Below are 24,310 nucleotides of genomic sequence, written 5' to 3' on the forward strand. Positions count from 1 at the left end.
AAAATACGCGAAATTAAATTAACGCCTAAATTGACAAGCTTAAAAAACGGGGATGAATGAGTCGTTCTTGTTCGAAGTCTGTTCAATGCGGTTAACTGGGGCGATGGCGGGTTTTGATAGTTTAAAATTTTTTTGATTTTGGCGAAGGTTATGGTTAAGTTTCGTAAACGGAATCGGGAGTTATACAAACGGCAGGATAAGGATTCCTGCTTGTAAGAAAGTTCCGAATCCTTTACTTATCTACACATTCTGGTTTGGTATGGCCGAAAAACAGCAGAAAGAAAAGTTTGCATTCATCGACTGGTTTGGTTTCATCATCGGTGTCGTGGTCACCAGTTTCCTGGTCTTTATATTGATCTGGCCCCTCATCGATCCAACCCCGGACAAATCTTCCACGCTCCAGGAAAATGTCGAGCAACTGGCTCCCGCATCGAAGTAGGGCATGGAGGCGGGCAGCCCGCCCTTGAGGGATTCCATCGATTACAAGGCGCTTGAACTCAATCTGGAGAATTCCGCATTCGCAGTTCACCCTTATCAGACTGGCTCCACGCCGGTATGCCGTTTTCTCCCCTTGCCTTTAAAAAGGGGGAACTGCCGATGCGAGGAGAAGGGCTTTTCCCCGACGAATGGAGTGGATATGATTTCCTATTGCATGTAGTCCTATTTCTGATTACAGGGTGTTTGTTTTAGAGTAAATTACAATTGGGCTGACTTGTATTAAAGGAACAAAACCGCATTCAGTTTGTTGATAAAGGCTGGTTTGCAAGTAAGGGACGAAGTGAGCAACATACGTTACCGGTCTCCCATGGCAAAACGACGTGCTTCGAAGTTGAGCCGCCCGGGAGTGATTTTTGCGTTGGGTTTATTGATTTTGGTGGCAGACACTCAGATCCCTCTGGGTGTCGCCAGCGGACTGCCGTTTGTGGTATTGGTCCTGATTGGTTTCCGGTCCCGGGCGAGTAAGGCGATCTGGACCGGCGCCATCGTGGGTACCGTGTTGACCTTTGTCGGGCTCTTCTTTTCGCCGCCCACGGGGAACTGGTGGTTTGCGGTGATCAACCGGTGTCTCACCATTCTGGTCATTTGGATGACCACCTACTTTTGTCTGCTGGAGCTGGAGTGGGCGGAAAAGTTTTTAAAGGCGGGGGAACTGGAAAAAGCATACAAGCGGCTTCAAGAGGAAAGCTCTTACCTTCAGTTGAACCGCGACATCGCCTTCCAGACCAATATGAGCAAAACTCTGGAAGAAGCGATCGAGTATTCGCTGGAAAGAATCTGCCGGGAAATCGACTGGGTGCTGGGGCATTTCTTTTACGTTGAGGAAAAAGAAAAAACGCTGATACCAACGGGAATCTGGTTTTGCCAAACTCCCCACCGTTACGAAGAATTCATCAAGGTGACTGAGATCACCAAGCTGGAAGAAGGGGAAGGGTTGCCGGGGCGGGTGCTTGCCGACTCCAAACCACATTGGATTCAGGATGTGGGGCAGGATACCAACTTCTCCCGTAACAAAATGGTGGAAGAGCTGGGCGTCAAAACCGGGCTGGCGTTTCCGGTTTACATCGGCTCGCAGGTGGTGGGAGTCATGGAGTTTTTCTCCAATAAAGAGCTGGAACCCAACGCCCGCCTTCTTGAGGTGATGGAAAGCATCGGCATTCTGCTGGGCCGTGTGATGGAACGGCAGAGGGTGGACCGCGACAAGGAAGATTACAACAATCACCTGCGCCGTCTGTACCATCGCCTCGACTCCATTCGTGAAGAGGAAAGCAAGCGCATCGCACGCGAAGTGCACGACGAACTGGGCCAGGTGTTGACGGCGATCAAGCTGGATATCTCCCGCGTGCAGGCCAAGGTGCCTCCGGAAAGAGAGGACATTTCCGAGGATGTGGAATTGATTTCCGATTTGATCCAGAAAACCATTCAAACCGTCAAGCGCATTTCCCTGGACCTGCGGCCGCCTGTTCTTGATCGCATGAGCCTGACCGAAGCGATTGAATGGCAGGGCAAGTTGTTTCAAAGCCGCACGGGAATCGAATTCGACCTGTCCACGCAACCGGATGTCATCAGCCTCGACACGCAGAGGTCCGGCACCATTTACCGGATCTTTCAGGAATGTCTCACCAATGTGATCCGCCATTCCGAGGCCAGCAAGGTGAACGTGGACCTCACGGATTACGAGGGATTGTTGACCATGAGAGTGTGCGATAATGGCAAGGGACTTGTTCCGGAACAGATCAATGAAAACTTCTCGCTCGGTTTGCTTGGTATGAAAGAGCGGGCGCAGATCTGGGGCGGCCAGGTTCACTTCAACGGCAAGAAGAACGAAGGCACGACCATAACCATAGAATTGAAACATTGAGACTCGCCATGGAACCTTCATCGAAACATATAAAAATTCTTGTGGCGGACGATCATCCCATTTTCCGTCAAGGCATCCACCGTGCGTTTTCCGCGATTAAAGACATGGAAGTCGTGGAAGAAGCGGTCAACGGTGGAGAGATGCTTCAGAAGGCCCGGGAGACGAAGGTGGACCTCGTTCTGCTCGACATCACCATGGGCGGCGAGTGGAGCCTGGAGTACATGAAGCAACTGAAGGAAGAGTTTCCCGGTTTGCCCGTGGTCGTGGTCAGTGTGTATCCGGAAGAACATTTCGCCATGCGCTATCTGAAAGCCGGCGCTTCCGGCTACGTTACAAAGGAAAGCCCGTTGGAAGTCCTCATCAACGCCATTCGCAAAGTGGCATCCGGAGGGAAGTTTTTGAGCCCGGAATACATGGAGAAGCTGACATTCAACTTCAACGGCTTCGACAAACAACCCCACGAATACCTGACGGACCGTGAGTTTGAAGTTTTCTGCCTTCTGTCCGGCGGCAAGTCACTCACCGAGATCGCCCAGAAGCTGTGCCTCAGCGTGAAAACCGTCAGCACCCACCGAACCCACATCCTGCAAAAAATGAATATGAAGACTAATTCTGAACTCACTCAGTACGCTCTTTTAAACCGGCTGCTCTGATTCCTCACCCTGTACCTGAATCCGCCCTGCCTGAGCCCACCACACCAGGTGTTTTCAAACCCTTTGTTTTTCAGGGGAAGATGCGCCTTCCCACAAATTAATAAGCATATTTTCCTACAAATCGATAGGACCCAATCCTTTTTTAAAAACAGCCAAATCCTATCCTCCAATCAGGGCCATCTGATTACCTTGCTTGCCAAAAACCCATAGAATCTCATTCGCTAGAAATAGTATTGCGTATTTTTGTGTCTCTCTTCCGTTGCCTGGAGAAGTGAAAAGATTTTATGGCGCGCAATTTGTTGTAAACCGCTGATGCCGCCATGGATGAAGTGAAAACGGGATCGCCTGCGGTCTCGATGATTATTTGGAAGAGGAAGAAGTGAAGTAGTTGTATGCCCTAGATGGGCCATTTTATCTCTAATGCAGGGAGGTTTAAATCTATGCGTTTGAATCGAAGGAAGTTCTTGCAGGTGAGTGCTGGTGTGGCTTCGGCCATGGCGCTTTCGAGCAAGAGGGTAGGTGCTCAGTTGAAACCCGTAGTGAAGGTTGGGAATCCTCTGGAATCCTATCCGGACCGTCGTTGGGAAGAAGTGTACCGCGACCAGTATAAGTATGAACGTTCGTTCACGTACTGTTGTTCGCCGAACGACACCCATCAGTGTCGTGTCCGCGGTTTCGTGCGTAACGGCATCCTGATGCGGATCGAGCAGAACTACGATCACCACAAGGTTCGCGATCTGTACGGCAACCAGGCGGACGCTGCGTGGAACCCGCGCATGTGTCTCCGCGGCATGACGTTCCCGCGTCGTGTTTATGGACCGTACCGCAACAAGTATCCGATGTTGCGCGTTGGCTGGAAGCAGTGGGCCGACGACGGCTTTCCTTATCTGGACAAGGAGAACCGGGAAAAATATAAGTTCACCAGCCGGGGCACGGACGAGTTCGTCCGCGTCACCTGGGACGAGACCTTCACCTATCTGGCGAAAGGTCACGTGGCGATCGGTAAGGCGTACAGCGGTTCCCGCGGTGCCCAGCGCCTGAAGAACGAAGGCTATCAGCCCGAGATGATCGAAGCCATGGGCGGATCCGGATCCCGCACGATGAAGTATCGCGGCGGTATGGGTCTGCTGGGTGTTGTCGGTAAGTATGGTATTTACCGCCTCGCCAACATGATGGGTGTTCTGGACGCGATTGTTCGCGGCCGCGGCCCGGGTCAGGTATTGGGTGGACGCGCATGGTCCAACTACACCTGGCACGGCGACCAGGCTCCGGGTCATTCCTGGACGCATGGTATGCAGACTTCCGACATCGACTTCGCCGACCATCGGTATGCGAAGCTGACCGTTCAGTGGGGTAAAAACCTCATCGAAAACAAGATGCCGGAAGCCCACTGGTACACGGAAATCATGGAGCGCGGCGGTACGCTGGTTACGGTTGCTCCGGAGTACAATCCTCCGGCGACCAAGGCCGATTACTGGATTCCGACTCGTGCGGGTCTGGCCGATATCTCCATCTTTCTCGGTGTGGCCAAAATTTTGATGGATGAGGGTCTCGTTGACACGGAATACGTCAAGGAGTACACCGACATGCCTCTGTTGGTCCGCACGGACAACCTGATCCGGTTGCACCCGGACGACTACATCCCCGGTTACAAAAACCAGCCCCTGCCTAAGGATGGTTTTACGACCAAGTGGATGAAGAACTATGATCGGGATAAGATGCCCGACTTTGTGGTTTGGGATACCAACACCGACAAGCCGGTTGCGCTGACTCGCGAGGACATTGGCGCGAAGATGCGGAAAAAGAACATCGACCCGGCTCTGGACGGTGTTTATGATATCAAGCTGGTCAACGGCAAGACGATCACCGTTATGCCGCTGTACGAGCTGTATAAAATCCACCTGAAGGACTACGATCTGGATACGGTCAACCAGATTTGTCATGCCCCGAAGGATCTGGTTGTACGTCTGGCGCGCGACATCGGTACCATCAAGCCGGTTGAGATTCACTACGGTGAAGGTATCAACCATTACTTCCACGCCACCATGCACAACCGTGCGTCTTTCGTTCCCCTCATGTTGACGGGTAACGTCGGGCCGAAAGGTTCCGGTTCCCACACCTGGTCCGGTAACTACAAGGCCGGCAACTACCAGGGTTCTCACTGGTCGGGACCGGGCTTCGCCTCCATGGTTGCGGAAGATCCCTTCAACCCGGTTCTCGATGTGACCAAGAACGTGGGTTGGGAGAACATCAAGGGGTATGCAAAAGGTGAAGAGCCCGGCTACTGGGCGCATCGTGACAAGGCTCTGATCGTCAATACCCCGCGGTATGGACGTAAGGTCTTCACGGGTCGCACCCATATGCCGACTCCGACCAAGCTCCTTTGGTTCGTTAACGTCAACGTCATCAACAACGCGAAGTGGTTCTACGAGATGGTGTTCAACACCAACAACAACGTAGACATGATCGTGGCTCAGGACATCGAGTTCACCGGTTCCTGTGAGTACTCCGATATCGTGCTCGCGGCGAACAGCTGGGCCGAGTTCGAGTCTTACGAAATCACTTCGGCGTGTTCGAACCCGTTCCATCAGATCTGGGGCGGCACCGGCATCAAACCGGTATTCGACACGATCGATGACAACCTGATCCACCGCGAATTCGCAAAACGCCTCGCCCAGGTAACCGGCGACAAGCGCTTTGCGGATTACATGAAGGTATACGAGGGTGAAGCGCCGAACCGGACGAAAGCTCAGATCCGCCGGTTGTTCACCACCTCGACTTCGGGTATGGGCTACAACATCGACGACATCATCAACGGCAAGTATGGTGAGCCGGGATGTTGTCTGTTGCTGTACCGCACCTATCCGCGGTCTCCGTTCTGGGAAATGTACACGGAGTCCAAACCCTTCTACACCGCGCACGGCCGCATCCAGTTCTACAACGACGAGCCGGAAGCGATCGAGTACGGTGAAAACTTCATCGTTCACAGGGAAGGTCCTGAGGCGACTCCTTACCTGCCGAACGTCATCGTATCCACCAACCCCTACATCCGCCCGGACGATTACGGGATTCCGGAAGACGAGCAGGATCCGGATCTGCGTCACGTTCGTAACATCAAGAAGCCGTGGTCTTCGGTACGTACGACCAAGAACTTCTTGTGGGAGAAGGGGTACCGGTTCTACTGCGTCACTCCGAAATCCAGACATACGGCTCATTCGTCCTGGGCGACGACTGACTGGAACATGATCTGGAACAACAACTTTGGCGATCCTTACCGCATGGATAAGCGGTCTCCGGGTGTTGGTGAGTGGCAGGTGCACATGAACCCGTTCCTGTGTAAGGACTTGGGTATCAACGACGGCGACTACGTGTATGTAGACGCGAACCCGGCCGACCGCCCGTACATGGGCTGGAAGCCGTCGGATCCGCGCTACAAGGTTGCCCGCCTGATGCTCCGTGCGAAGTACAACCCCGCGTATCCGTACCACACTTCCATGATGAAGCATTCCGCATGGCAGAGCACGGAGCGTTCGGTTAAAGCGCACGAAGAGCGCCCGGACGGACGCGCGTTGTCAATGACCACTCCGTACCAGGCCAACTTCCGGTACGGCGGTCAGCAGTCGATCACCCGCTCTTGGTTGATGCCGATGCATCAGACGGACGGTCTGTTCCATAAGTCCAAAACCAAGATGAAGTTCTTGTTCGGGTACGAGGCAGACAACCATGCCATCAACGCTGTGCCGAAAGAGACTTTGGTTAAGTTCTCCAAGGCGGAAGACGGTGGTATGCATGGTAAGGGACTGTGGGAACCGGCACGTACCGGTTACACTCCGGAGTCTCCGTTGAAAGACCGCTTCGCCGAGATGTACCTGGCAGGTCAGTACATCCGCGTAAAAATTTAAAGTGTGGGTGCGGGTCCCTTCGGGGGCCCGCGCCGGCTTTGAATGCGGTGTTTCAAATCTGATTAGCAACCGGGACCGTAGCTCTGAAAGAGCGGCGGTTTTAATGGAGGTTACAAGATGCCTGAAGTCTATAACTGGCAGTTGGGTCGCATGATGACCTATGTGTACGAGGAGAAGCATCCGAAGGAGCAGTTCACGTTCGTGTTCAACACGAACCGCTGTATTGCGTGTCAGACGTGCACGATGGCCCACAAGTCGACCTGGACCTTTTCGAAGGGCCAGGAGTATATGTGGTGGAACAACGTGGAGACGAAGCCTTACGGTGGTTATCCTCAGTTTTGGGATTGGAAGATCTTGAAGATGCTGGAGCAGTCGAATCCGGGTCAGAACGTATGGAACGTCCGGAAGACTTCGAACAAGGCGATCCACGGTGTGTACGAAGGTGTGACCATCTTCGAGGCTCCGGCGAAGATCGGTCTGAACCAGCAGGCAATCGGTTACGTACCGACGGACGAAGAGTGGCGCTTCCCGAACTTCGGTGAAGACACGGCTCACGGCCGCGAGTTCACGCAGTCGCGCGAAGGCACCTTCGGCGGCGACAACGGCGTGAAGTCGGTATTGCCTGAACACAAGATCTGGTTTTTCTACCTGCAACGCATCTGCAACCACTGCACGTATCCGGGTTGTCTGGCGGCATGTCCGCGCAAGGCGATCTACAAGCGTCAGGAGGACGGTATCGTACTGATCGACCAGTCCCGCTGCCGCGGATACAAGAAGTGTGTTGAGCAGTGTCCGTACAAGAAACCGATGTTCCGCGGCACGACCCGGATTTCCGAGAAGTGCATCGCGTGTTATCCGCGGATCGAGGGACTGGATCCCTTGACCGAGGGCGACCAGATGGAGACGCGCTGTATGGCGGCTTGCGTTGGCAAGATCCGTCTGCAGGGTCTGGTGAAGATCGGTTCGAACGGAGAATGGGCGCATGATCCGGACAATCCTCAGTACTACCTGATCAAGGACCGGAAAGTGGCCCTGCCGCTGTACCCGCAGTTTGGCACGGAGCCGAACGGATACTATGTTCCGTCGCGGCACGTACCTCGTGCGTACTCACAGCAGATGTTCGGCCCGGGCGTGGATCATTCGATCGACCAGTACATGGTTCCGGATCGGGATCTGCTGGGCGTCTTGCAGTTGTTCCGGACGACGCAGCGCATCATCTTCAAGTGGAAGCGCGAGCCGGGTCCGAAGATCTTCGAGACGAACATTCACGGCAAGAAGTTCGAGATGTACAACGACACCATCATCGGGTTCAACCGGAAGGGTAAGGAGATCATCCGCGTGACGGTTGAAGAGCCTTTCTACGTCCGGCCCGAAGAGCATCCTGGTGCGTTCTAAGTCGGGTATCATCTGCCGCACCGGAACAGGGCACAATGCCCTGTTCCGGGAGGCGGTTTGAACCTGGTTTGGAACGAGAGGGAATGCGCTTTCAAACCCGGAAACTGCTAAACAGGAGGAAAACCGTGAAAATGAAAAAAAGCGTAGTACTGGCAACCGTTGCCGCGTTTGTCCTGGGTGGTGCGATGGTGTCTTCCGCGGCAACCATCGAAGCCCTGAATGTCGGTAAGCGGAATATTCCGATCGATCCTACCGACCTTTTCTGGTCGCCTTACGGCCCCACTAAAGGCAAAGGCGTCGTGATTGATATGGACCCGCAGATGATCACCAACCCGATGTGGCCGAACCCGGCTACGAAGTGGGTGAACGTCAAGGCGGCACGCAATGATAAGGAAATCGCCATCCGCCTGGAGTGGAACGATGGTGTCCGCAACGACATCATGGTCCGCTCTCAGCATTACAAAGATCAGGCCGCGCTGATGTTCCCGGTGAAAGAAGGCAGTGAGCCTCCGTTCACCATGGGTTCCGAAGGCGAGCGTGTCAACATCTGGCAGTGGAAAGCGACCTGGGACAAAGAGGGCGCTGGCCGTGCCGGTAACGAAGGCATGCAGGACCTGGAGGACTACTACGCCGATATGGCTCTGGGTGCAGGTGGTTACTACATGTATGAGCCGGATGGCAACCTGGCCCTGAAAGGCGCCTTGAAACCGGGAATGTCCGGTAGCAAGGATGAGCGGAGCAAAGAAGGCGTTCACACCGGCGGCGCTGGTGATATCGTTAAACGCTCTACTTTCGTTGACTTGGGCATGGGTAAAAACGAAGGCGTTTACAACCCGGGCCGTGCAACCCACAACATCATGTCCGACGCTTCCATGCGCCGGTCTCCGGTTGAAGACCTCAACGCAGAGGGCTTCAGCACGCTGACCACGCAGGCAAACCAGGACGTGGATGGTGAGGGGAACTGGAACAACGATCGCTGGGCCGTGGTTTTCAAACGTCCTTTGAAAACTGAAGACGCCAACGACGTTCAGTTCACCGGCAACAGCACGCCGATGTCCATCGCCATCTGGAACGGCGCCAACAAGGAACGCAATGGCCAGAAAGCCATTACGGCCTGGAATACCCTGAAGTACTAATTCGGGAATTCCTTTTTTAGACTGGAAACGTCTCCCGGAAGTCCCGTTCCCCCGGGCTTCCGGGAGATTTTACAACCCATCCTCCCTTAGGGTTTACAGTCGGCTGAAGAGTGAAGGGGGGTTGATTGTTTCGCTGGACAGGAGTTTGCTTTGACCCGGCAGATTCCTTCAATTCGTGCAAGAATGGCGAGCCTATCCAACCCCTTCCTTCCCTCTCGGTCGAACAAGCCTCCCTCGGTATCTAAGCATTTCCGGTCTTGGCAAAGTTCTCTTAATCTGGTAAACCTTCCAGCAATCCCAAACTTTTCGCATTCTCTGCAGTCAAACCGTGAAAGAATATTTTTTTAAGATCCGCGGCATGATCGTCGATGACGAGGCGAACACCGAAGACGATTTCAGCATGTTCGTCAAGGCGCTGGATGACCGGGACGCAGTTCAAAAGGTTCGTGAGTATTTACGGACGCAAGCTCCTAATGTAGCCGGCCGGATGGTGGGCCGCGTGGTCATCCAGGGAATAGAGAAAAGAGACACCCCCCAATGATTCATCTCTCCACCCAGGAGAGTTTCTAATTTGAGGATTCTCCGCTCGTACTGCGTCCGGGAGTGAGCCGTTCCTTCCTCCAGCCAGCCTGGCGCTTACGGGGAATCCACGCCAAACCACTGCGGACACCAGTTTGAAAAAAGTAAAAGGCAGCCCCCTTTCTTTTTAAGCTCCAAATGGGGTTTCTGCAGTTCAGAAAGAGACCGATCCGGGGGACCCTCCGGCGAGAGGGAACCATTTTGTCCCTTTCTGGCTTTTGGCAGTGAGTTTTTGAGGCGCCTCCCATCCCGGATTGAATCGTTTGTCAAAGCAGAAAACGAATTCGTGCATCAGGGAGGGAACGCAGAATCTGCTTTGAAAAACCGTGTAATAGAATACAAAGCCAAAAAAGGCCAAAAATAAAAGCGCAAAAGACCGGGGACAAATTTTGAAAAGACACCTCTTAAAACGAGAATTAACATTTTTTGAATAAATTTGAAAAATTCCGCTTTCCAAAATATACGGAAAGCCTTAACCTGAAGGAGATTCAATTCGATAAAGGCAAATTGAAAAAGGCTGACTTTCCCAGACCCCCAGGCAATTCTTCTCTGCATGTAGGGGGAGTAGATAAAACCTCGGTTTGGCAAGCAACTTCTACGCGGAGAGGAGGAGGAAATGATTGCAACGGACTGCTTTTTACAGGGTAAAGAGGCTCAGGCGAAAGGCAACTTTGACGAGGCGGTGGCTTATTATGAAAGGGTTTTGGAGGCCAATGTGGCCTCTTTAGGGGAATTCCACCCTGATGTGGCTTTTATCAAAAATAGTTTGGGGACGGTGTGGTTTAAAAAAGGATGCCACGATCAAGCCATTGAGTATTTGGAAGATGCGTTGAAAATTCTTTACAGAATATGCACGCCAAACCATCCGATGCTGGCGGAAGCCTGCCGGAATTTGGGTGTGGTTTGGAGCGAATATGGGGATTCGGAAAAGGCCATTCAGCTTTATGAAAAAGCGATGGCCATCTACCAGAAAAATGGAATGACGGATAGGGTCCCAGACCTCGAAGGAAAAATCGACGATTTGTTTGTCACTCTGGAAAAAAACGCCGATCCTGACCCCATTAAAATTCAATCGATTACAAAACCTAAATAAACTAAGGATTTTCTTTTCATTTTGGGGTTGCGTTTGCTTTTAAATTTACCTACCCTGTAAATATAAATCAATTGGCTTGAACTTGGATGTAATGAGTCTGGGAGGCAACGAGAAGCTTGGCTAAGGTCAAGGGGCCGGAGCCAAACGAAAAAGGAGCGGAGGAAGTCATGAATGCGAACGAATGGGTAAGATTGGGGAAAGAAGCACAGGCCAATGGGCTGCTGGATCAGGCGATGGATTACTACCAGCAGGCTCTTGACGAACGGATTCAGGTCTGCGGCGAGTATCATCCTGAAACTTCTTTCATTTACAGTGATATAGGGAGTATATTTTTCAAGAAGAAGAACTATGAGCTCGCCGCGCAGAATATGTACCAGGCCCTGCAGGGATTCCATCGTGTGTGCAGTCCCGATCACCCTCTGCTGGCGCAGACCTGCAACAATCTGGGTCTCGCGTTGACGGGGCAGGGCGAATTCGACAAGGCGATCCAGTTTTTTGAACGTGCCCTGCAGATTGCCCGCCAATCTGGAATGCAGGCTATGGCGGACGAGATTGAAAAGAAGATCAAGTTCCTTTTCTCCAGAATGGGGCAGTCCGCCGCCTGACCGTTCTGATCCGGGGCTCATCGGGTTGGGGTAGGTCGATTCACTCGACAAAGAGCCCCTTGCCTGAAGTCAGGCGGTACTTTCTTAAAGGACCGCCTGCGTAAGCATCCCCGGTGGTTTTCCCGATGCACTTCCGCTATGGAGTGCTTGAAAGCAGGTTGCCTTGCCTTCCAGCCCGGAGGCCCCTCCCGGCAGACCTGCTTTAAATTTTTTATCTTCCCGCACCCGAAGAGGCAGCGCTCCTTCGGCCGACCCTTGTCCCCGCTCATGCCTTTCCACCAAAACCTTTCGGTATGCCAAATAGAGCTTTCTGTTTCTTTTCTAATATGCGAGAATTATTTAGGTGAACGGAACCAGGGAGGGTACCAGTTGCCATAATAGATTGAATTCCCCTTTCATCTGGGCCTGGTGGTGGTTTTCAATAGTTGCGATGCAGGCAGACCCATGACGAAAGCGAATTCTCAAACAATGTTTCAAGTCCTGAAACTCAACCTGGTCGTCATGCTCCTGATCTTTGCCAGCGGAGTGATGATGGCTGAGTTGATTCATCCGCTTGATGCCAGCCTCATCATCCATGTGCCCCACGGGATCGCTCTGGGCGTCTATTTGCGTTACTCCCACCGAGTGGGTCCGGCTATCTGGTTCGGTGCCGCGGCATTTTTCACATGGTTCGGTCAAACCCATTTTACGGATATCGCTCAAGCGGAAATTCTGGGACTTTCCTCGCTGTTGGCTCTCGGTAGTTTATTGCAGGCATGGGTGGGAGCAACCCTGGTTCAAAAGTGGTTGGCGCGGGACACCTCGCTCAATAGTATCCGTGAGGTCCTGACTTTTGTGTTGGGTGTGACTACCCTTTCCACTCTTGTGTTTCCCACCTGGTCTTTGCTCCTTTTGGGGCTTGTGGGGCAGGTCCCGTATTCAGGAAGTGGGTCATACTGGTTCATCAGTTGGATGTCGAACCTGCTTGCCGTCATGCACGTCACCCCCTGTTTTCTGGTGTTTCAGAAAAAGCGCCGAATATCGCTCTCCCCCGCGGAATACTGGGAGGCGGTGGCGCTTGCGTTCCTTTTATATGTGGTGAGTCAGCTGGTGTATGGGCTCTGGTTGCCGCAAACCGACTATCCCCTGGTTTACCTGCTGTTTCCGGTTCTGGCGTGGGCGGCCCTCCGTTTTCATCAGCCTGGCGCCGTTCTGGCGGTACTTTATACTGCCCTGGTCGCCGTCTGGGGAACAGTGGAAGGGCGCGGCCCCATGGGGGCCAAACCTGTGGAAACAGCGGTCATTCTGCTTCAGTTGTACTTGTTCGTGTTGGCCATGATGTCGCTCATCCTGGGCGCCACCATCGCCACCAGCCATCATCACCAAAGCAAATCCGAAAAGCTTGGAAACCTGCTCAACCGGGCCATCAATGAAATCTACGTGGTTGATCTGGATTCCGGGGACTTCGTTTTTGTCAACGAGGGAGCGTGCAAAAGGCTGGGGTATTCGCTGGAAGAAGTCCTGCGCATGAAGCCTTTGGATTTCACACAGGGCATGACCCCCCAACAGTTGAACGACCTGGTCGAACGTTTGTTGAAGAACCCGAACAGAATGGAGCGGGTGGAGGCCATTCATGTCTGCAAGGATGGCTCGACTTACCCTATCGAGGAATATGTGAGCTTAGCCAGGTTCGGAAATAAAAAATACCTGACGTCCATCGCCATGGACGTCACCGACAAACTCCAGGCGCAGGAAGCCATCCTCAACGCTAGCATCCGTGCGGAGGAAGCCAACCAGGCTAAAAGCATGTTCATTTCCAACATGAGTCACGAAATCCGCACGCCCATGAATGCCATTCTGGGCTATGTACAGATTCTGGAACGTGACGCCGCCTTGTCATCCGAACAGAAGAAGCGGGTGGAGGGAATCCGAAAAGCGGGCAATCATCTGTTGGGGTTGATCAACGATATTCTGGATTTCTCGAAAATTGAAGCCGGGAAAATGGAATTGACCGTGGTGCAGTTCAGCCTGTCGAGCCTCGTCGAAGACCTCAGGGTCATTTTCAAGCCCCGGTGTGAAAGGAATCATTTAACGTTGAAGGTCGATTGCAGTTTTGGCGATCCCGGACAGTGGGTGGAAGGCGATCAAGGCAAGCTACGCCAGGTCCTCATCAACTTGCTGGAAAACGCCGTCAAATTCACCGACCGTGGTGAGGTGCTTTTTCGCGTGTCTGAGGAAAAGGAGGATCGATACCTGTTTGAAGTCATCGATACGGGATGCGGCATTCCCCTCGAAAAGCAGGAAGCGGTCTTTGATTATTTCATCCAGAATAAAATCGGTCTGGAAAAGGGGGGCACCGGGCTGGGCCTGGCCATTGCCAGGAAACAGGTGGGGATGATGGGGGGAACCCTGAAACTGGAATCCGATCCCGGGTGGGGTTCCCGTTTTTATTTTTCCATAAAGCTGTCTCCCGCCCAGGAATGCCCGATGGAAGATCTGAGCGATTACGACCGTGTGGTGGCGCTGGCCGCGGACCAGGCCGTTTGCGCCCTCATCGTGGAAGACAACCAGTCGAGCATTGAGGTTCTGCAGGAGACCCTCACCGAGATCGGCGTGGAATGCCAGGCGGTGGTCAGCGGCTGGGATGCCATTGACCGCGCCCTGGCATGGAAGCCGGATGTGATTTTTATGGATTACCGGATGCCGGGTTTGAACGGACTTGATGCCGCCAAAATGATTCACAAGAACCTGGGTGCGGAAACCACCAAAATCATCATGGTCACCGCTTCCGGTTATCGCCATGAGCAGGAATATTTTTTGAAGGAAGGCGCTCAGGGTGTCATCGCAAAGCCCTTTTTGCGTGCGGAAGTGTTCAAGGCCTTGCACGATATTCTGGGCGTCGATTTTGTCTACCGGATGAAAACGGATTTTCAGGAGGAGCCCGTGGAAGCGAAAGGCGGGGGCGCTCCCGTAACTCTTCCGGAACAGTTGTTTGTAAATCTGAAGCAATCCGCCCGTTTGGGATTAATGAGTCAATTTGAAGAAACTCTGAGAGAACTCGAGAGCATGGGGCCGGACGAAGCAAACCTGGCCAGGCGGCTACGCCGGTTGGCGGATAACTTTGACAAACAGGGAATCCTGAAGGCCCTGGAGGCGTCTGCGCCGCAACCGCTCCCGTGATTTTGATTTGCATGTGGAATCGCAAAGTTTCCTGCAGGAAGGTTCCTTAAAAGGGGATAAGCAACACGGCGCCGGGAACGGGAGCTGTTCGCGAAGGCCGGACTTGCCACTCCGTCCGGGCAACGCCATTGAAAAAAACGGACTCCTTGCGTGATTGGGCAACGGTTGGCTTCGCGGTTCCAAAGAGACCGGATGGAGAAAGTGAAAACCGAAAAAAAGTCTTGGACGGTCCTCTTGGTCGATGACCAACCGGACAACCTCACCGTCCTTCGAGGGACCCTGGAGGTAGAGGGGTATCAACTGGCTTTTGCCTCCAACGGCGAGGATGCGCTCGCAATCCTGCCCGAGTTGAAACCGGATTTGATTCTGCTGGATGTCATGATGCCCGGCATCAATGGATTTGAAACGTGCCGCCGAATCAAACAAATTCCCTTAGGAAAAGATATCCCCGTAATATTTATCACGGCTCGCAGGGAAACCCAGGATGTGATGGAGGGATTCGAAGCGGGGGGAGTCGATTACATCACCAAACCCTTCCAGCAGGAGGAAGTCTGCGCCCGCGTCCGCAGTCATATTGAACTGGTCACCCTGCGTCAATCACTGGAAACGCAGGTAAGCCGTACGCAGGAACTCCTCGGGCTAACACTGACCGGAAGCCTGAACATTTTCCATGAAGTGCTGGCGGGGTTCGATGCCCTTCTTTTCAACCACGCCGCGCGCCTGCGCCAACTGGTGAAAGAGAGTGGGCCCGCCCTCGGGTTTGGAGATACCGCCACACTTGAAATCGCGTCCATGTTTCTGCCGATCGGGTTCGTTGCCATCCCCCCGGCCACCATTGCCCGCTACCGGAATAACGAAGCGTTGACCATGGTGGAAAGGAACATGATCCGCCAGGTTCCCGAATCCGGGGCCAAACTGTTGGAAAGGATTCCGCACCTGAAAAAAATCGCCAATGTCGTGCGTTATCACCAAAGGGGTTATGACGGCAGTGGGTATCCTGAAGACGGCCCGCGCGGCGAGTCTTTACCCATCGAATCGCGGGCGATCAAACTGCTTGCCGATTTTGTGAAAGAAGAAATGGAAGGCTTGAATGGCCTCAAGGCCCTGGAACGCCTGACTGTGAAACCAAAGCCGTACGATCCTTTCCTGATGGCCAAGTTTCAAGTGTATGTAGACCGGCAAGAACGACTGGCGAAGATGGACACAAGGTCTGAAAAAGCGGTTTACTTTCGCGAATTGAAAACTGGACTGGTCCTGGCCGATAAAATCGAAAACAAGGAAGGGATGGTTTTGCTCAACCCGGGGCAGACCATCACGGAACTGCATATGATGCTGTTGCAGAATCATCAGGAGTTCATCGGCATCAAGGAACCGATCCTGATAAGAGAGGATTGAGGAGAGGGCTTTATACGTTGCCCATGGTCGGCTGAAAGGCGCCCGGCAAAAATTTGGAAAAGCGAAATTTGGCATACCAAAAACCCCCGGATTTCTTTAATCTGAAAAAGAAGAGCATCTGCCGGTTCCCGGAGTCCATCCGGGCATGCGATCAGTGGCCCTGCACATTTGGGGAACCGTTGTTTTTAAATACTCCGTCATGCGCCCCGGTTTTTCAGAATGGATCGTTGTCGCGAAATCCATCAAATAGGTCCGGCTGGAACCGAATGGGCGCTTTCCATTCCGAGAGGGAAGGTGAACAGGGATGCATACGCCAGCCAAATCCGAAAGGCTGAAAATCGTCTATACCAATGCCCTGGTGGCGACCTTTTACATTTTGAGTGGTTGCCTGCTTGCCGCACTGGCGCATTTTCACGGCCATTCATTCCCGGTATTTCTTCCACTGGGCGTGGCCCTGGGGTTTTATCTGCTTTTTGGTGATCGCATTCTTCCGGGCGTGTTTGCGGGTGCGTTCTGTATGACTTTGATTTTCTGGCTGGGCCTGCACCCCCACCCAGTGTCCCACCTCTCTCTCGGCACACTCATCGGCATCGGTATTTTGATCGCCTTCGGCGCGACCCTGCAAACCTGGACCGGCGGCTACATTCAGCGCCGGTGGCTGATCAATCCCCACCCCCTGTATCATCTTCGGGACCTCGCCGTATTTGTGTTTGTGGGTGGGCTTCTCAACAGCCTCATTCATACCAATTTCACCGTCACCGCGCTGGTTTGGGCCGACCTCCTGGCCTGGGAGGATTATGGAATCGCGTGGCTGACCGGCTGGCTGGGCGACAGCCTGGGCGTTCTCATGGTCACCCCGATCTTTACCGCGTTTCAAGCCTCCCGCCTGCAACCGCTGACCTCACAGAAAAAAATGGAGGCGGTCCTGCTGGCGGTTCTTTTGTACGCCGGCGCCCGGATCCTTTTCCACACCCCGCGCACTTTTGAGGAATACCCGCTCATCCTCCTGTCCTTTCCTCTGCTTGTGTGGGCGATCTTCCGGTTCCGTCATCTGGGGGGTGTGGTGCTCATGGTGGGAATCAGTCTCTTGACCATCTGGGGCATCGGCCAGACCGTTTACACGCAGGCCGGAGATCACGACAAAAGCGTCCTCTTCGTGCAGGTGTATCTGTTCGGCCTCATGATGGCCACCTACCTCCTGCACTCCTTGCTCAACCGGATTCTGGAGGCCACGCGCCAGTCGATCCAGTTGGGAAACCTGCTCAGCCAGGCCTTCCATGAAATTTACCTGGTCGATCCTGAAACCTATCAGTTCGTTTACGTCAACCCGGGCGCCCGCCAGAACCTGGGGTATTCGCTGGAAGAATTGCAGAAATGCACCCCACTGGCCATCGCCCCGGAGTACAACGAACGCAGGCTCAGTGATCTGATTAAAGGGTTGAGAAGCGGGGAAAATCCCCAGCCGGTGGTGGAAACCCTGCACAAGCGAAAGGATGGAACCACGTATCCGGTGGAAGTGCGGCTTCAATTGGCCCGTGTGGATGGTGAGGACTGGGTTCTCGCGGTTGCCCTCGACATTACCGAGAAAAAGAAAATTCAGCGCGAAATCGTCGCCGCGCGCGAAAAAGCCGAGCAGGCCAACCGCGCCAAAAGCGTTTTTCTCTCCAGCATGAGTCACGAAATCCGCACCCCCATGAACGCCATCCTCGGTTACACCCAAATCCTGAACAAGGATCCGGAATTGAACCACACACAGCGGGCCAAACTGGGAGGCATCCAGAAAGCGGGGTACCACCTGCTGGACCTCATCAATGACATTCTCGACTTCTCCAAAATCGAAGCCGGCAAACTGAAGTTGAACTATCAGGATTTCAACCTGTCCGCCCTGGTCAGCGACTTGTGTGACATCTTTCGCGTCCGGTGCGATGCAAAAGGCCTTGAGTTCGACCTTCGCGATGATCTCGGAAGCGGCGAGCAATGGGTGCACGGCGACCAGGGGAAACTGCGTCAGATCCTCATCAACCTGCTGGACAACGCCCTCAAGTTCACCGATGAGGGCGCCGTGGGCTTTCGGGTACTGAAAAAAACCGATGGTGTGTATCAGTTCGAAGTCCGGGACACGGGCATCGGCATTTCCAAAGACAGGCAGGAGACGATTTTCAGTTACTACGAGCAAAACTGGGAAGGAATGGAACGCGGCGGGACGGGTCTGGGTTTGACTATTTCCCAACGGCTCGCAAAAATGATGAACGGAGATCTGAAAATCGACTCCGAATTGGGCCGAGGCTCGTTGTTCCGGTTTTCCATTCCTCTCCCGGCGGTCGTCGAGAAGCGGAAACCCGCCACGCGGAGTTTGTCCAGCGTCGCGCGGCTGGCTCCCGGCTGCCGGGTGCGGGCCCTCGTTGTGGATGACAACGAGGCCAACGTCGATGTCCTGTGTGAAATGCTCATCGACATCGGTGTGGAAATTAAAAAGGCCTTTTCAGGAAAGGAAGGCATCGAGATCGCAGGCGAATGGAAGCCTGACATCATTTTCATGGATTTCAAAATGCCGCACCTCAACGGCCTCGAAGCGGCGAAAGCCATCCAGCACGAAAACCATGACATCCGCATTGTTATCGTCACCGCCTCCAATTACCGCCACGAGCGCAACCGCTTCCTCAATGAGGGCATGGATGCGTTTGTCGGCAAACCTTTTCTGCGGGAGGAAATCCTGAAAACCATGCAAGAGGTGCTGGGTGTCGAGTATGAACATCGACCGGGAAGCAGATCGACGGAAGATATAGTAAAGCCGAAGTTGTGCACGTCCGATGTGAATTTTTCCAAGGTGAAGGTCCCTGATTTTCTATTACTTAACCTGAAAAAAATGGCAAAATTAGGTATGATTGCCGATATAGAAAAGCAGTTGGCCGAGGTCGAAAAAATCCAGCCTGAGGGACCTCAACTGGCATTACACCTCAGATCTCTAGCCGAAAAGTTTGATAAAGAAGGAATTCTCAAAGTTTTAGATACCGTCGGGCATGGTTGATTTCCAGAAATTTGACAGAACCAACAAACGCATATTGCTTGTGGACGACACTCCCTCCAACCTCGCCGTTTTGAGAGGAGCGCTGGAGCCGGAAGGGTACCGTCTCGCATTTGCCTCCAGCGGCAACGAAACCCTTGAGATCGTGCCGGAACTCTTTCCGGACCTGATTCTCCTCGACGTCATGATGCCGGGCATCGACGGGTTCGAAACCTGCCGCCGTTTGAAGGCAACAGAGGTCGGCCTCGGCATTCCAGTCATCTTCATCACGGCCCGGCGCGAAACCCAGGACGTGGTGGAAGGTTTCCAGGCCGGGGGGGTCGATTACATCCGCAAACCCATTCAACAGGAGGAGGTCTGCGCCCGCGTCCGCAACCATCTCGAACTGCTTCACCTGCGCCGGTCCCTCAAGCAACAATACGAAAAGACCCGCGAAGTGCTGGAAGAAACCCTCAACGGCAGTGTGTCCATCCTGATGGAATTGCTGACCAATTTCGACAGCAACCTGTTCAGCCGCGGCACCCGGGTGCGGGAAGTGGTCAGGGAAATTGCGGACGTTCTGGAGTATGAAGAAATCTGGCAGTTGGAACTGGCCGCCATGCTGGCTCCCATCGGCAACATCACCATTCCACCGCACATCCTCTACAAGAGAAACAAAAAAGCGCCGCTTTCCGTCCGCGAAGAGGAACTATTCCGCAGCATTCCCAAAACCAGCATGAAACTTCTGGAAAACATCCCCCACCTCAAGGACGTTTCCAAAATCGTGCTGTATCACAAAAAGGGATACGACGGCTCCGGCTACCCTCCCGGTACGCTGGAAGGCAAATCCATTCCGCTTGGCTCGCGCATCCTCAACCTGGTGTTCGATCTCGTCGAGCTGGAAAGCATGGGATTGACCCGGATGCAGGCGCTGGAAAAAATGAAGGAGCGCAAGGGGCGGTACGATTTGGATCTGATGCGTGAATTGTACGGCTACTTCCAGAACCAGGTTCAGGAGGAAGAAAAAAAGCGCTTGAAATCCGTCACGCTCGAAGGCCTCAAGGTAGGCCACGTCATTGCGAAGCGGGTGGACTCGGTGGACGGCACGCTGTTGCTCTCACCGGGCCAGATCATCACTCAGGCCAAACTGCTTCTCCTGAAGAACCACCACCTCATCACCGGTATCAAGGAACCCATCCAGGTCATGGCGGAGGAGTGATCCCGCCCGGCCCGCCTCGGCCCACCGTCGTCGGCAACCCATCGGCTCAAAACAGATTCGCCCAGCGGGTGGACAGACCCGCGGCGATGAACAGATCGGTCGCCGCATCGTTCAGCCCCACACCGGCCGACAGATCGAACTGCCAGTCCGGCGTGATCAGCCACAACACCCCGCCGTTGAAGGTGTGCGCGTCGTCCGCCGGGTCCATCGGGATGGAGCCGAACACTTCCGCGAACACGCTCCATTGCGGGGTGAGCACATATGTGGGCGAAAAAGTGTAGGTGTAAGCGCCCAGGGTTTCCCGCGCGCCGCTGGGCAGGGTGGTGGTATCCCATTCCGTGCCCAGGTTGTAGGTAATGCTGAAGCGGTCAGTGACCACGCTGGTGAACAGCAAACGCACGAAGGGATCGTATCGGTTGCGGGACACCTCGTCATCGCCGAAGGGAAGGCTCACTCCCCAGTCGAGAGCGAATTCCGGGCGCATTCCCCGCGGCCCCCAGAAATAAAATTTGGTGCCGATATTGCCGTCGCCGAATCCCGCATTGTCCGCCCCGCTCGGGGTTTCCTGGTGCGCGTAGCCATCCAGGGCAAAGCGGAACTCCAGCCACTCCGTCCATCCCAGCCGCCAAAGAGCTTGGGCTGGGGCGTGGGAGAGGGTGTGGCTATTGTTGTCATCGTGTGTCAGGGTGTACCCCAACTCGAATTGCAGGGTGCCCGGCGCCACCAGACTGCTCGCGTCGGACTGCCCCGGCCGGTCGGTGACAATGGGTGAAGTGTCTGCGGCCCATGAAGGCGGCGCCGTTAGCAACAGGACTGCGAGGAAGGACCCCGTTAAGGTGACTCGCATCGCGCTGACTCTGGTCTTGGGTTCAGAAAGCAGTTTCCGAAATTTTGCACAGGGTCTGCACCATCTTGCGGCAGCTGGTTTCCCATGAATGGCTCCGTGCTTTTTTCGGTCCCGTCGCGCGGGCTTTGGACCGGAACTCATCGTCACGGATCAAACGTTCCAGGTTGGACGTCAAGGCATTCAGGTTGAGGGGATTGGTCATCAACATGGACTCGTTCCCCATCTCCGGCAAAGCCGACTGGTTGGAGGTCAGAATCGGCAGGCCGCTGGCCATGGCTTCCAGCAGGCACATGCCGAATCCCTCGTACACCGACACGTACACGAAGGCATAAGCGCCGCTGTAAAGGAAAGGCAGATCCTCCTGGTCCACATACCCCAGGTAAAACAGCTCTCCCGGATGGTGGTAGGAATGAATCACCGCCTGCAACCGTTCCGTGCCCCATCCCGGTGCGCCCACCAGCACCAGGGGATAATCCTCCCGCAGATTCATGGGGAGTCGGGAGTACGCCGCAATCAGGTTGGTCTGGTTCTTTTTCGGTTCCAGCGTGCCAACGGACAACAAATAGTGCGAGGGCAGGTTGTATTTCGCCCGCACCGCCTCCACTTCATCCGGTTTGCGTGGCCGGAAGGCGGGGGAAACGCCGGGCGGGATGATGGTGATTTTGTCCCGCGGCACCCCCCACGAAGATATGATTTCGCTCCGTGTGAACTCGGAGACGGTGAACACGTGCGCCGCCCGTTCCAGGCAGACAGGCGCATAGGTCTGTATCATGGTGCAGTACGCCTGGCGGTGAAACTCCGGATGCCGGACCGGAGACAGATCATAAACGAGAGCGGCCATCGGGCCTTCAAACGGGCGGGACAGGAATTCGGGCTCCAGGTACAGGGCGTCGGCATGCGGCCGGGTCAGCTCCCGGAACAGGGCATCGATGGCATCGCGCGGCGCTTCGCACAACGCTTCCCGGCAGGCCAGGGTTTTCGGCTTGGTGGAAGCGGCATTGAGCCGGGCGGTGACTTCGTCGACCGTCAGCAGGCGGTCGGAGCCGTTGAAACACAGCACCGTCCCCACGGTCTCCTGCTCCTGGAGTTCCTGCAGGAGATGGAAGACATAATTTCCAATGCCTCGCGGCGGAGGCGTCAGGATTTCTGTGTTGACGATCAGTTTCAAACGAAGACGGCCTTCCTTCAAAGCTGGAAATTTATTTGGATTCAAAGAGTTGTATCCAATTTGCGGGATTTTGGGGCGATTTGCAAACATTTTTGGAATATCGCCTGCCTGGGCTTGAATTCAGTATGAGGGAGGTTCAATCCGGTTCCACCGCTTCGTCCGGCGACGGCACCCGGCCGTAAATGTCGGCGAAGCGCACGATGTCGTCCTCGCCCAGATAGGTGCCGGTGGAAACTTCAATGATGATGAGCGGCCCGTCTCCGCAGTTGGTCACGCGGTGGCGGGTTTCGGGCGGGATCCGCATGGTGTCGTTGATGCCAAGCACACGTTCGCTGTCCGCCAGGATCACGCGGCATTCGCCCTGCACCACCACCCAGTGCTCGAGGCGATGGTGATGGAGTTGCAACGACAGCATGCCGCCGGGCGCGACGACGATGCGTTTCACCTGGTAGCCTTCGCCCTGGTCGATCACCGCGAACCGGCCCCACGGGCGGATCACCTCGCGGCCGGTGTCGCCTGCCGGATGGTTGCGTTTCCGCAACTCCGCCACCACCTGTCTCAACGAGTCCAGATGACCGCGGTCCGCCACCAGCAGGGCGTCTTCGGTGTCGATGACGAACGCGTCTTTCATGCCGACCACTGCCACCAGCCGCGACCCCGCCTGCACGAAACAGTGTTCACTGCCGAGATGCAGGATGTCGCCTTCGCCGCGGTTGCCGTGCTCGTCCTCGGGGAAACAACGCGCCACCGCCTCCCAGTTGCCCAAATCGTCCCAGCCCGGATCACAACGCACCACCGCCACCTGCCGCGCTTTTTCCATCACCGCGTAATCGATGGAGATGGCCGGGACTTTCCGGAAGCGGTCGCGGTTCACCTTCAGCGCCCGGTCACGCACGCGCGACCCCTGCCAGCAGTTCAGCACGCTGTCGTGCACCTCCGGCGCCGTGCGCAACAGTGCCCCCATGAACACGTCGCAACGGAAACAGAACATGCCCGCGTTCCACAGGTAACGGCCGGAAGCGAGAAACGCCTCGGCGCGTTCGCGGTCCGGTTTCTCCACGAACTGGGTGACTTCCTGCACCGTCACGCCGCGCTCGGCGCGAAGCGGCGAAGGCGACAGCATATGCTCCAGCGATTCGCCCAACTCGATGTAACCGTAACCCGTCTCCGGACGTTCGGGCTCGATGCCGATGGTGACGAGAAAATTATTCTCCGCCAGTTCGCGCGCCGTGGCCACCGCCGTTTGCAACACTTCCGGACGCGCCAGGTGCTGGTCCGCCGCCAGGACGAACAGGACCGTCTCCGGCCCCACTTCCTGCGAGACATACAACGCCGCCAGCGCGATCGCCGGAGCGGTGTTGCGTCCCATCGGTTCCAGGATGAAATCCAGCGGCACGTTGCCGTGGCCGGGGAGCGCCGCGTACTCGTTTAGAATGGGGTATTGCAGGTGATGCGGTCCGGCGACGACGATGCGCTCGGTGTCGTCAAATTTCAGAACGCGGTCGAAGGTGCGGCGTAGAAGGGAGTCGCCGCCCGCTGGAGCCAGAAATGGTTTGGGATGGTCCTCCCGCGACAGGGGCCACAGCCGCGTGCCCGCGCCGCCAGAGAGAATGACGGGAACAATCATGTTCAGTCCGTGTGATCGGCCTTGGGGTGAAGCCCACAAAAAAGGGGGCGCGGATCATGGGTATGATCGGGCAACCCCCTGAATTTTCAGACTAACAGAATCGTTTATAAAAATCATTGGGAAAAAGGCGGCCTATTGTAGAATGGGGGCCGGCCCGAAAACGCGGCCG

General features: G+C 54.8%; 16 protein-coding genes. 13 read left to right on the plus strand and 3 right to left on the minus strand.

Annotated features, from left to right (window positions below):
* The first annotated feature begins 259 nt into the window (after positions 1-259).
* The 13 genes from J2S31_RS04100 to J2S31_RS04160 all read left to right on the plus strand — a co-directional run bounded on the left by J2S31_RS04100 (position 260) and on the right by J2S31_RS04160 (position 20,499).
* Positions 260-439 carry a hypothetical protein gene (locus J2S31_RS04100; protein ID WP_237097792.1) on the plus strand — a complete coding sequence of 60 codons (180 nt, stop codon included), beginning with the start codon at positions 260-262 and terminating at the stop codon, positions 437-439.
* A gap of 435 nt (positions 440-874) precedes the next feature.
* Positions 875-2,359 (plus strand): GAF domain-containing sensor histidine kinase, encoded by a 1,485-nt coding sequence (locus J2S31_RS04105; RefSeq protein WP_237097793.1) that lies wholly within the window; start codon positions 875-877, stop codon positions 2,357-2,359.
* Positions 2,360-2,367: 8 nt separating this feature from the next.
* On the plus strand, positions 2,368-3,012 hold the full coding sequence (locus tag J2S31_RS04110; RefSeq protein ID WP_237097794.1) for a response regulator transcription factor: 645 nt from the start codon (positions 2,368-2,370) through the stop codon (positions 3,010-3,012).
* Between the two features lie 440 nt (positions 3,013-3,452).
* Entirely contained in the window at positions 3,453-6,914 is a 3,462-nt protein-coding gene (locus tag J2S31_RS04115; protein ID WP_237097795.1) for a molybdopterin-dependent oxidoreductase, read from the plus strand.
* A 117-nt stretch (positions 6,915-7,031) separates the two neighbouring features.
* The gene (locus J2S31_RS04120) at positions 7,032-8,309 is read left to right on the plus strand and encodes a 4Fe-4S dicluster domain-containing protein (RefSeq protein WP_237097078.1); all 1,278 of its coding nucleotides are present in this window, start codon (positions 7,032-7,034) and stop codon (positions 8,307-8,309) included.
* Positions 8,310-8,440: 131 nt separating this feature from the next.
* Positions 8,441-9,445 (plus strand): ethylbenzene dehydrogenase-related protein, encoded by a 1,005-nt coding sequence (locus J2S31_RS04125; protein WP_237097796.1) that lies wholly within the window; start codon positions 8,441-8,443, stop codon positions 9,443-9,445.
* A 358-nt stretch (positions 9,446-9,803) separates the two neighbouring features.
* Positions 9,804-9,986, plus strand: coding sequence for a hypothetical protein (locus J2S31_RS04130; protein WP_237097797.1), 183 nt, complete (start codon positions 9,804-9,806; stop codon positions 9,984-9,986).
* A 654-nt stretch (positions 9,987-10,640) separates the two neighbouring features.
* On the plus strand, positions 10,641-11,117 hold the full coding sequence (locus tag J2S31_RS04135) for a tetratricopeptide repeat protein (protein ID WP_237097798.1): 477 nt from the start codon (positions 10,641-10,643) through the stop codon (positions 11,115-11,117).
* 167 nt (positions 11,118-11,284) lie between these two features.
* On the plus strand, positions 11,285-11,722 hold the full coding sequence (locus J2S31_RS04140; protein WP_237097799.1) for a tetratricopeptide repeat protein: 438 nt from the start codon (positions 11,285-11,287) through the stop codon (positions 11,720-11,722).
* A gap of 468 nt (positions 11,723-12,190) precedes the next feature.
* On the plus strand, positions 12,191-14,881 hold the full coding sequence (locus tag J2S31_RS04145; RefSeq protein ID WP_237097800.1) for an ATP-binding protein: 2,691 nt from the start codon (positions 12,191-12,193) through the stop codon (positions 14,879-14,881).
* A 234-nt stretch (positions 14,882-15,115) separates the two neighbouring features.
* Entirely contained in the window at positions 15,116-16,276 is a 1,161-nt protein-coding gene (locus J2S31_RS04150) for a response regulator (RefSeq protein ID WP_237097801.1), read from the plus strand.
* Between the two features lie 304 nt (positions 16,277-16,580).
* Positions 16,581-19,304 carry an MASE1 domain-containing protein gene (locus J2S31_RS04155; RefSeq protein ID WP_237097802.1) on the plus strand — a complete coding sequence of 908 codons (2,724 nt, stop codon included), beginning with the start codon at positions 16,581-16,583 and terminating at the stop codon, positions 19,302-19,304.
* Positions 19,297-20,499 carry a response regulator gene (locus J2S31_RS04160; protein ID WP_237097803.1) on the plus strand — a complete coding sequence of 401 codons (1,203 nt, stop codon included), beginning with the start codon at positions 19,297-19,299 and terminating at the stop codon, positions 20,497-20,499. The genes J2S31_RS04155 and J2S31_RS04160 overlap by 8 nt, the downstream gene beginning before the upstream one ends.
* Before the next feature lie 46 nt (positions 20,500-20,545).
* On the opposite strand, the gene J2S31_RS04165 is transcribed toward J2S31_RS04160, so the two are convergent.
* The 3 genes from J2S31_RS04165 to J2S31_RS04175 all read right to left on the minus strand — a co-directional run bounded on the left by J2S31_RS04165 (position 20,546) and on the right by J2S31_RS04175 (position 24,141).
* Positions 20,546-21,346, minus strand: coding sequence for a transporter (locus J2S31_RS04165; RefSeq protein WP_237097804.1), 801 nt, complete (start codon positions 21,344-21,346; stop codon positions 20,546-20,548).
* Positions 21,347-21,368: 22 nt separating this feature from the next.
* Positions 21,369-22,514 (minus strand): glycosyltransferase family 4 protein, encoded by a 1,146-nt coding sequence (locus J2S31_RS04170; RefSeq protein ID WP_237097805.1) that lies wholly within the window; start codon positions 22,512-22,514, stop codon positions 21,369-21,371.
* Between the two features lie 136 nt (positions 22,515-22,650).
* Entirely contained in the window at positions 22,651-24,141 is a 1,491-nt protein-coding gene (locus J2S31_RS04175) for a mannose-1-phosphate guanylyltransferase/mannose-6-phosphate isomerase (protein ID WP_237097806.1), read from the minus strand.
* Positions 24,142-24,310: the final 169 nt, after the last annotated feature.

Source organism: Nitrospina gracilis Nb-211, assembly GCF_021845525.1.
Taxonomy (GTDB): domain Bacteria; phylum Nitrospinota; class Nitrospinia; order Nitrospinales; family Nitrospinaceae; genus Nitrospina; species Nitrospina gracilis_A.

Coding starts and splice junctions, on each gene's coding strand:
- J2S31_RS04100 (WP_237097792.1), top strand. CDS start 260: ATGGCCGAAAAACAGCAGAAAGAAAAGTTTGCATTCATCGACTGGTTT.
- J2S31_RS04110 (WP_237097794.1), top strand. CDS start 2,368: ATGGAACCTTCATCGAAACATATAAAAATTCTTGTGGCGGACGATCAT.
- J2S31_RS04115 (WP_237097795.1), top strand. CDS start 3,453: ATGCGTTTGAATCGAAGGAAGTTCTTGCAGGTGAGTGCTGGTGTGGCT.
- J2S31_RS04120 (WP_237097078.1), top strand. CDS start 7,032: ATGCCTGAAGTCTATAACTGGCAGTTGGGTCGCATGATGACCTATGTG.
- J2S31_RS04125 (WP_237097796.1), top strand. CDS start 8,441: ATGAAAAAAAGCGTAGTACTGGCAACCGTTGCCGCGTTTGTCCTGGGT.
- J2S31_RS04130 (WP_237097797.1), top strand. CDS start 9,804: ATGATCGTCGATGACGAGGCGAACACCGAAGACGATTTCAGCATGTTC.
- J2S31_RS04135 (WP_237097798.1), top strand. CDS start 10,641: ATGATTGCAACGGACTGCTTTTTACAGGGTAAAGAGGCTCAGGCGAAA.
- J2S31_RS04140 (WP_237097799.1), top strand. CDS start 11,285: ATGAATGCGAACGAATGGGTAAGATTGGGGAAAGAAGCACAGGCCAAT.
- J2S31_RS04145 (WP_237097800.1), top strand. CDS start 12,191: ATGTTTCAAGTCCTGAAACTCAACCTGGTCGTCATGCTCCTGATCTTT.
- J2S31_RS04155 (WP_237097802.1), top strand. CDS start 16,581: ATGCATACGCCAGCCAAATCCGAAAGGCTGAAAATCGTCTATACCAAT.
- J2S31_RS04160 (WP_237097803.1), top strand. CDS start 19,297: ATGGTTGATTTCCAGAAATTTGACAGAACCAACAAACGCATATTGCTT.
- J2S31_RS04165 (WP_237097804.1), bottom strand. CDS start 21,346: ATGCGAGTCACCTTAACGGGGTCCTTCCTCGCAGTCCTGTTGCTAACG.
- J2S31_RS04175 (WP_237097806.1), bottom strand. CDS start 24,141: ATGATTGTTCCCGTCATTCTCTCTGGCGGCGCGGGCACGCGGCTGTGG.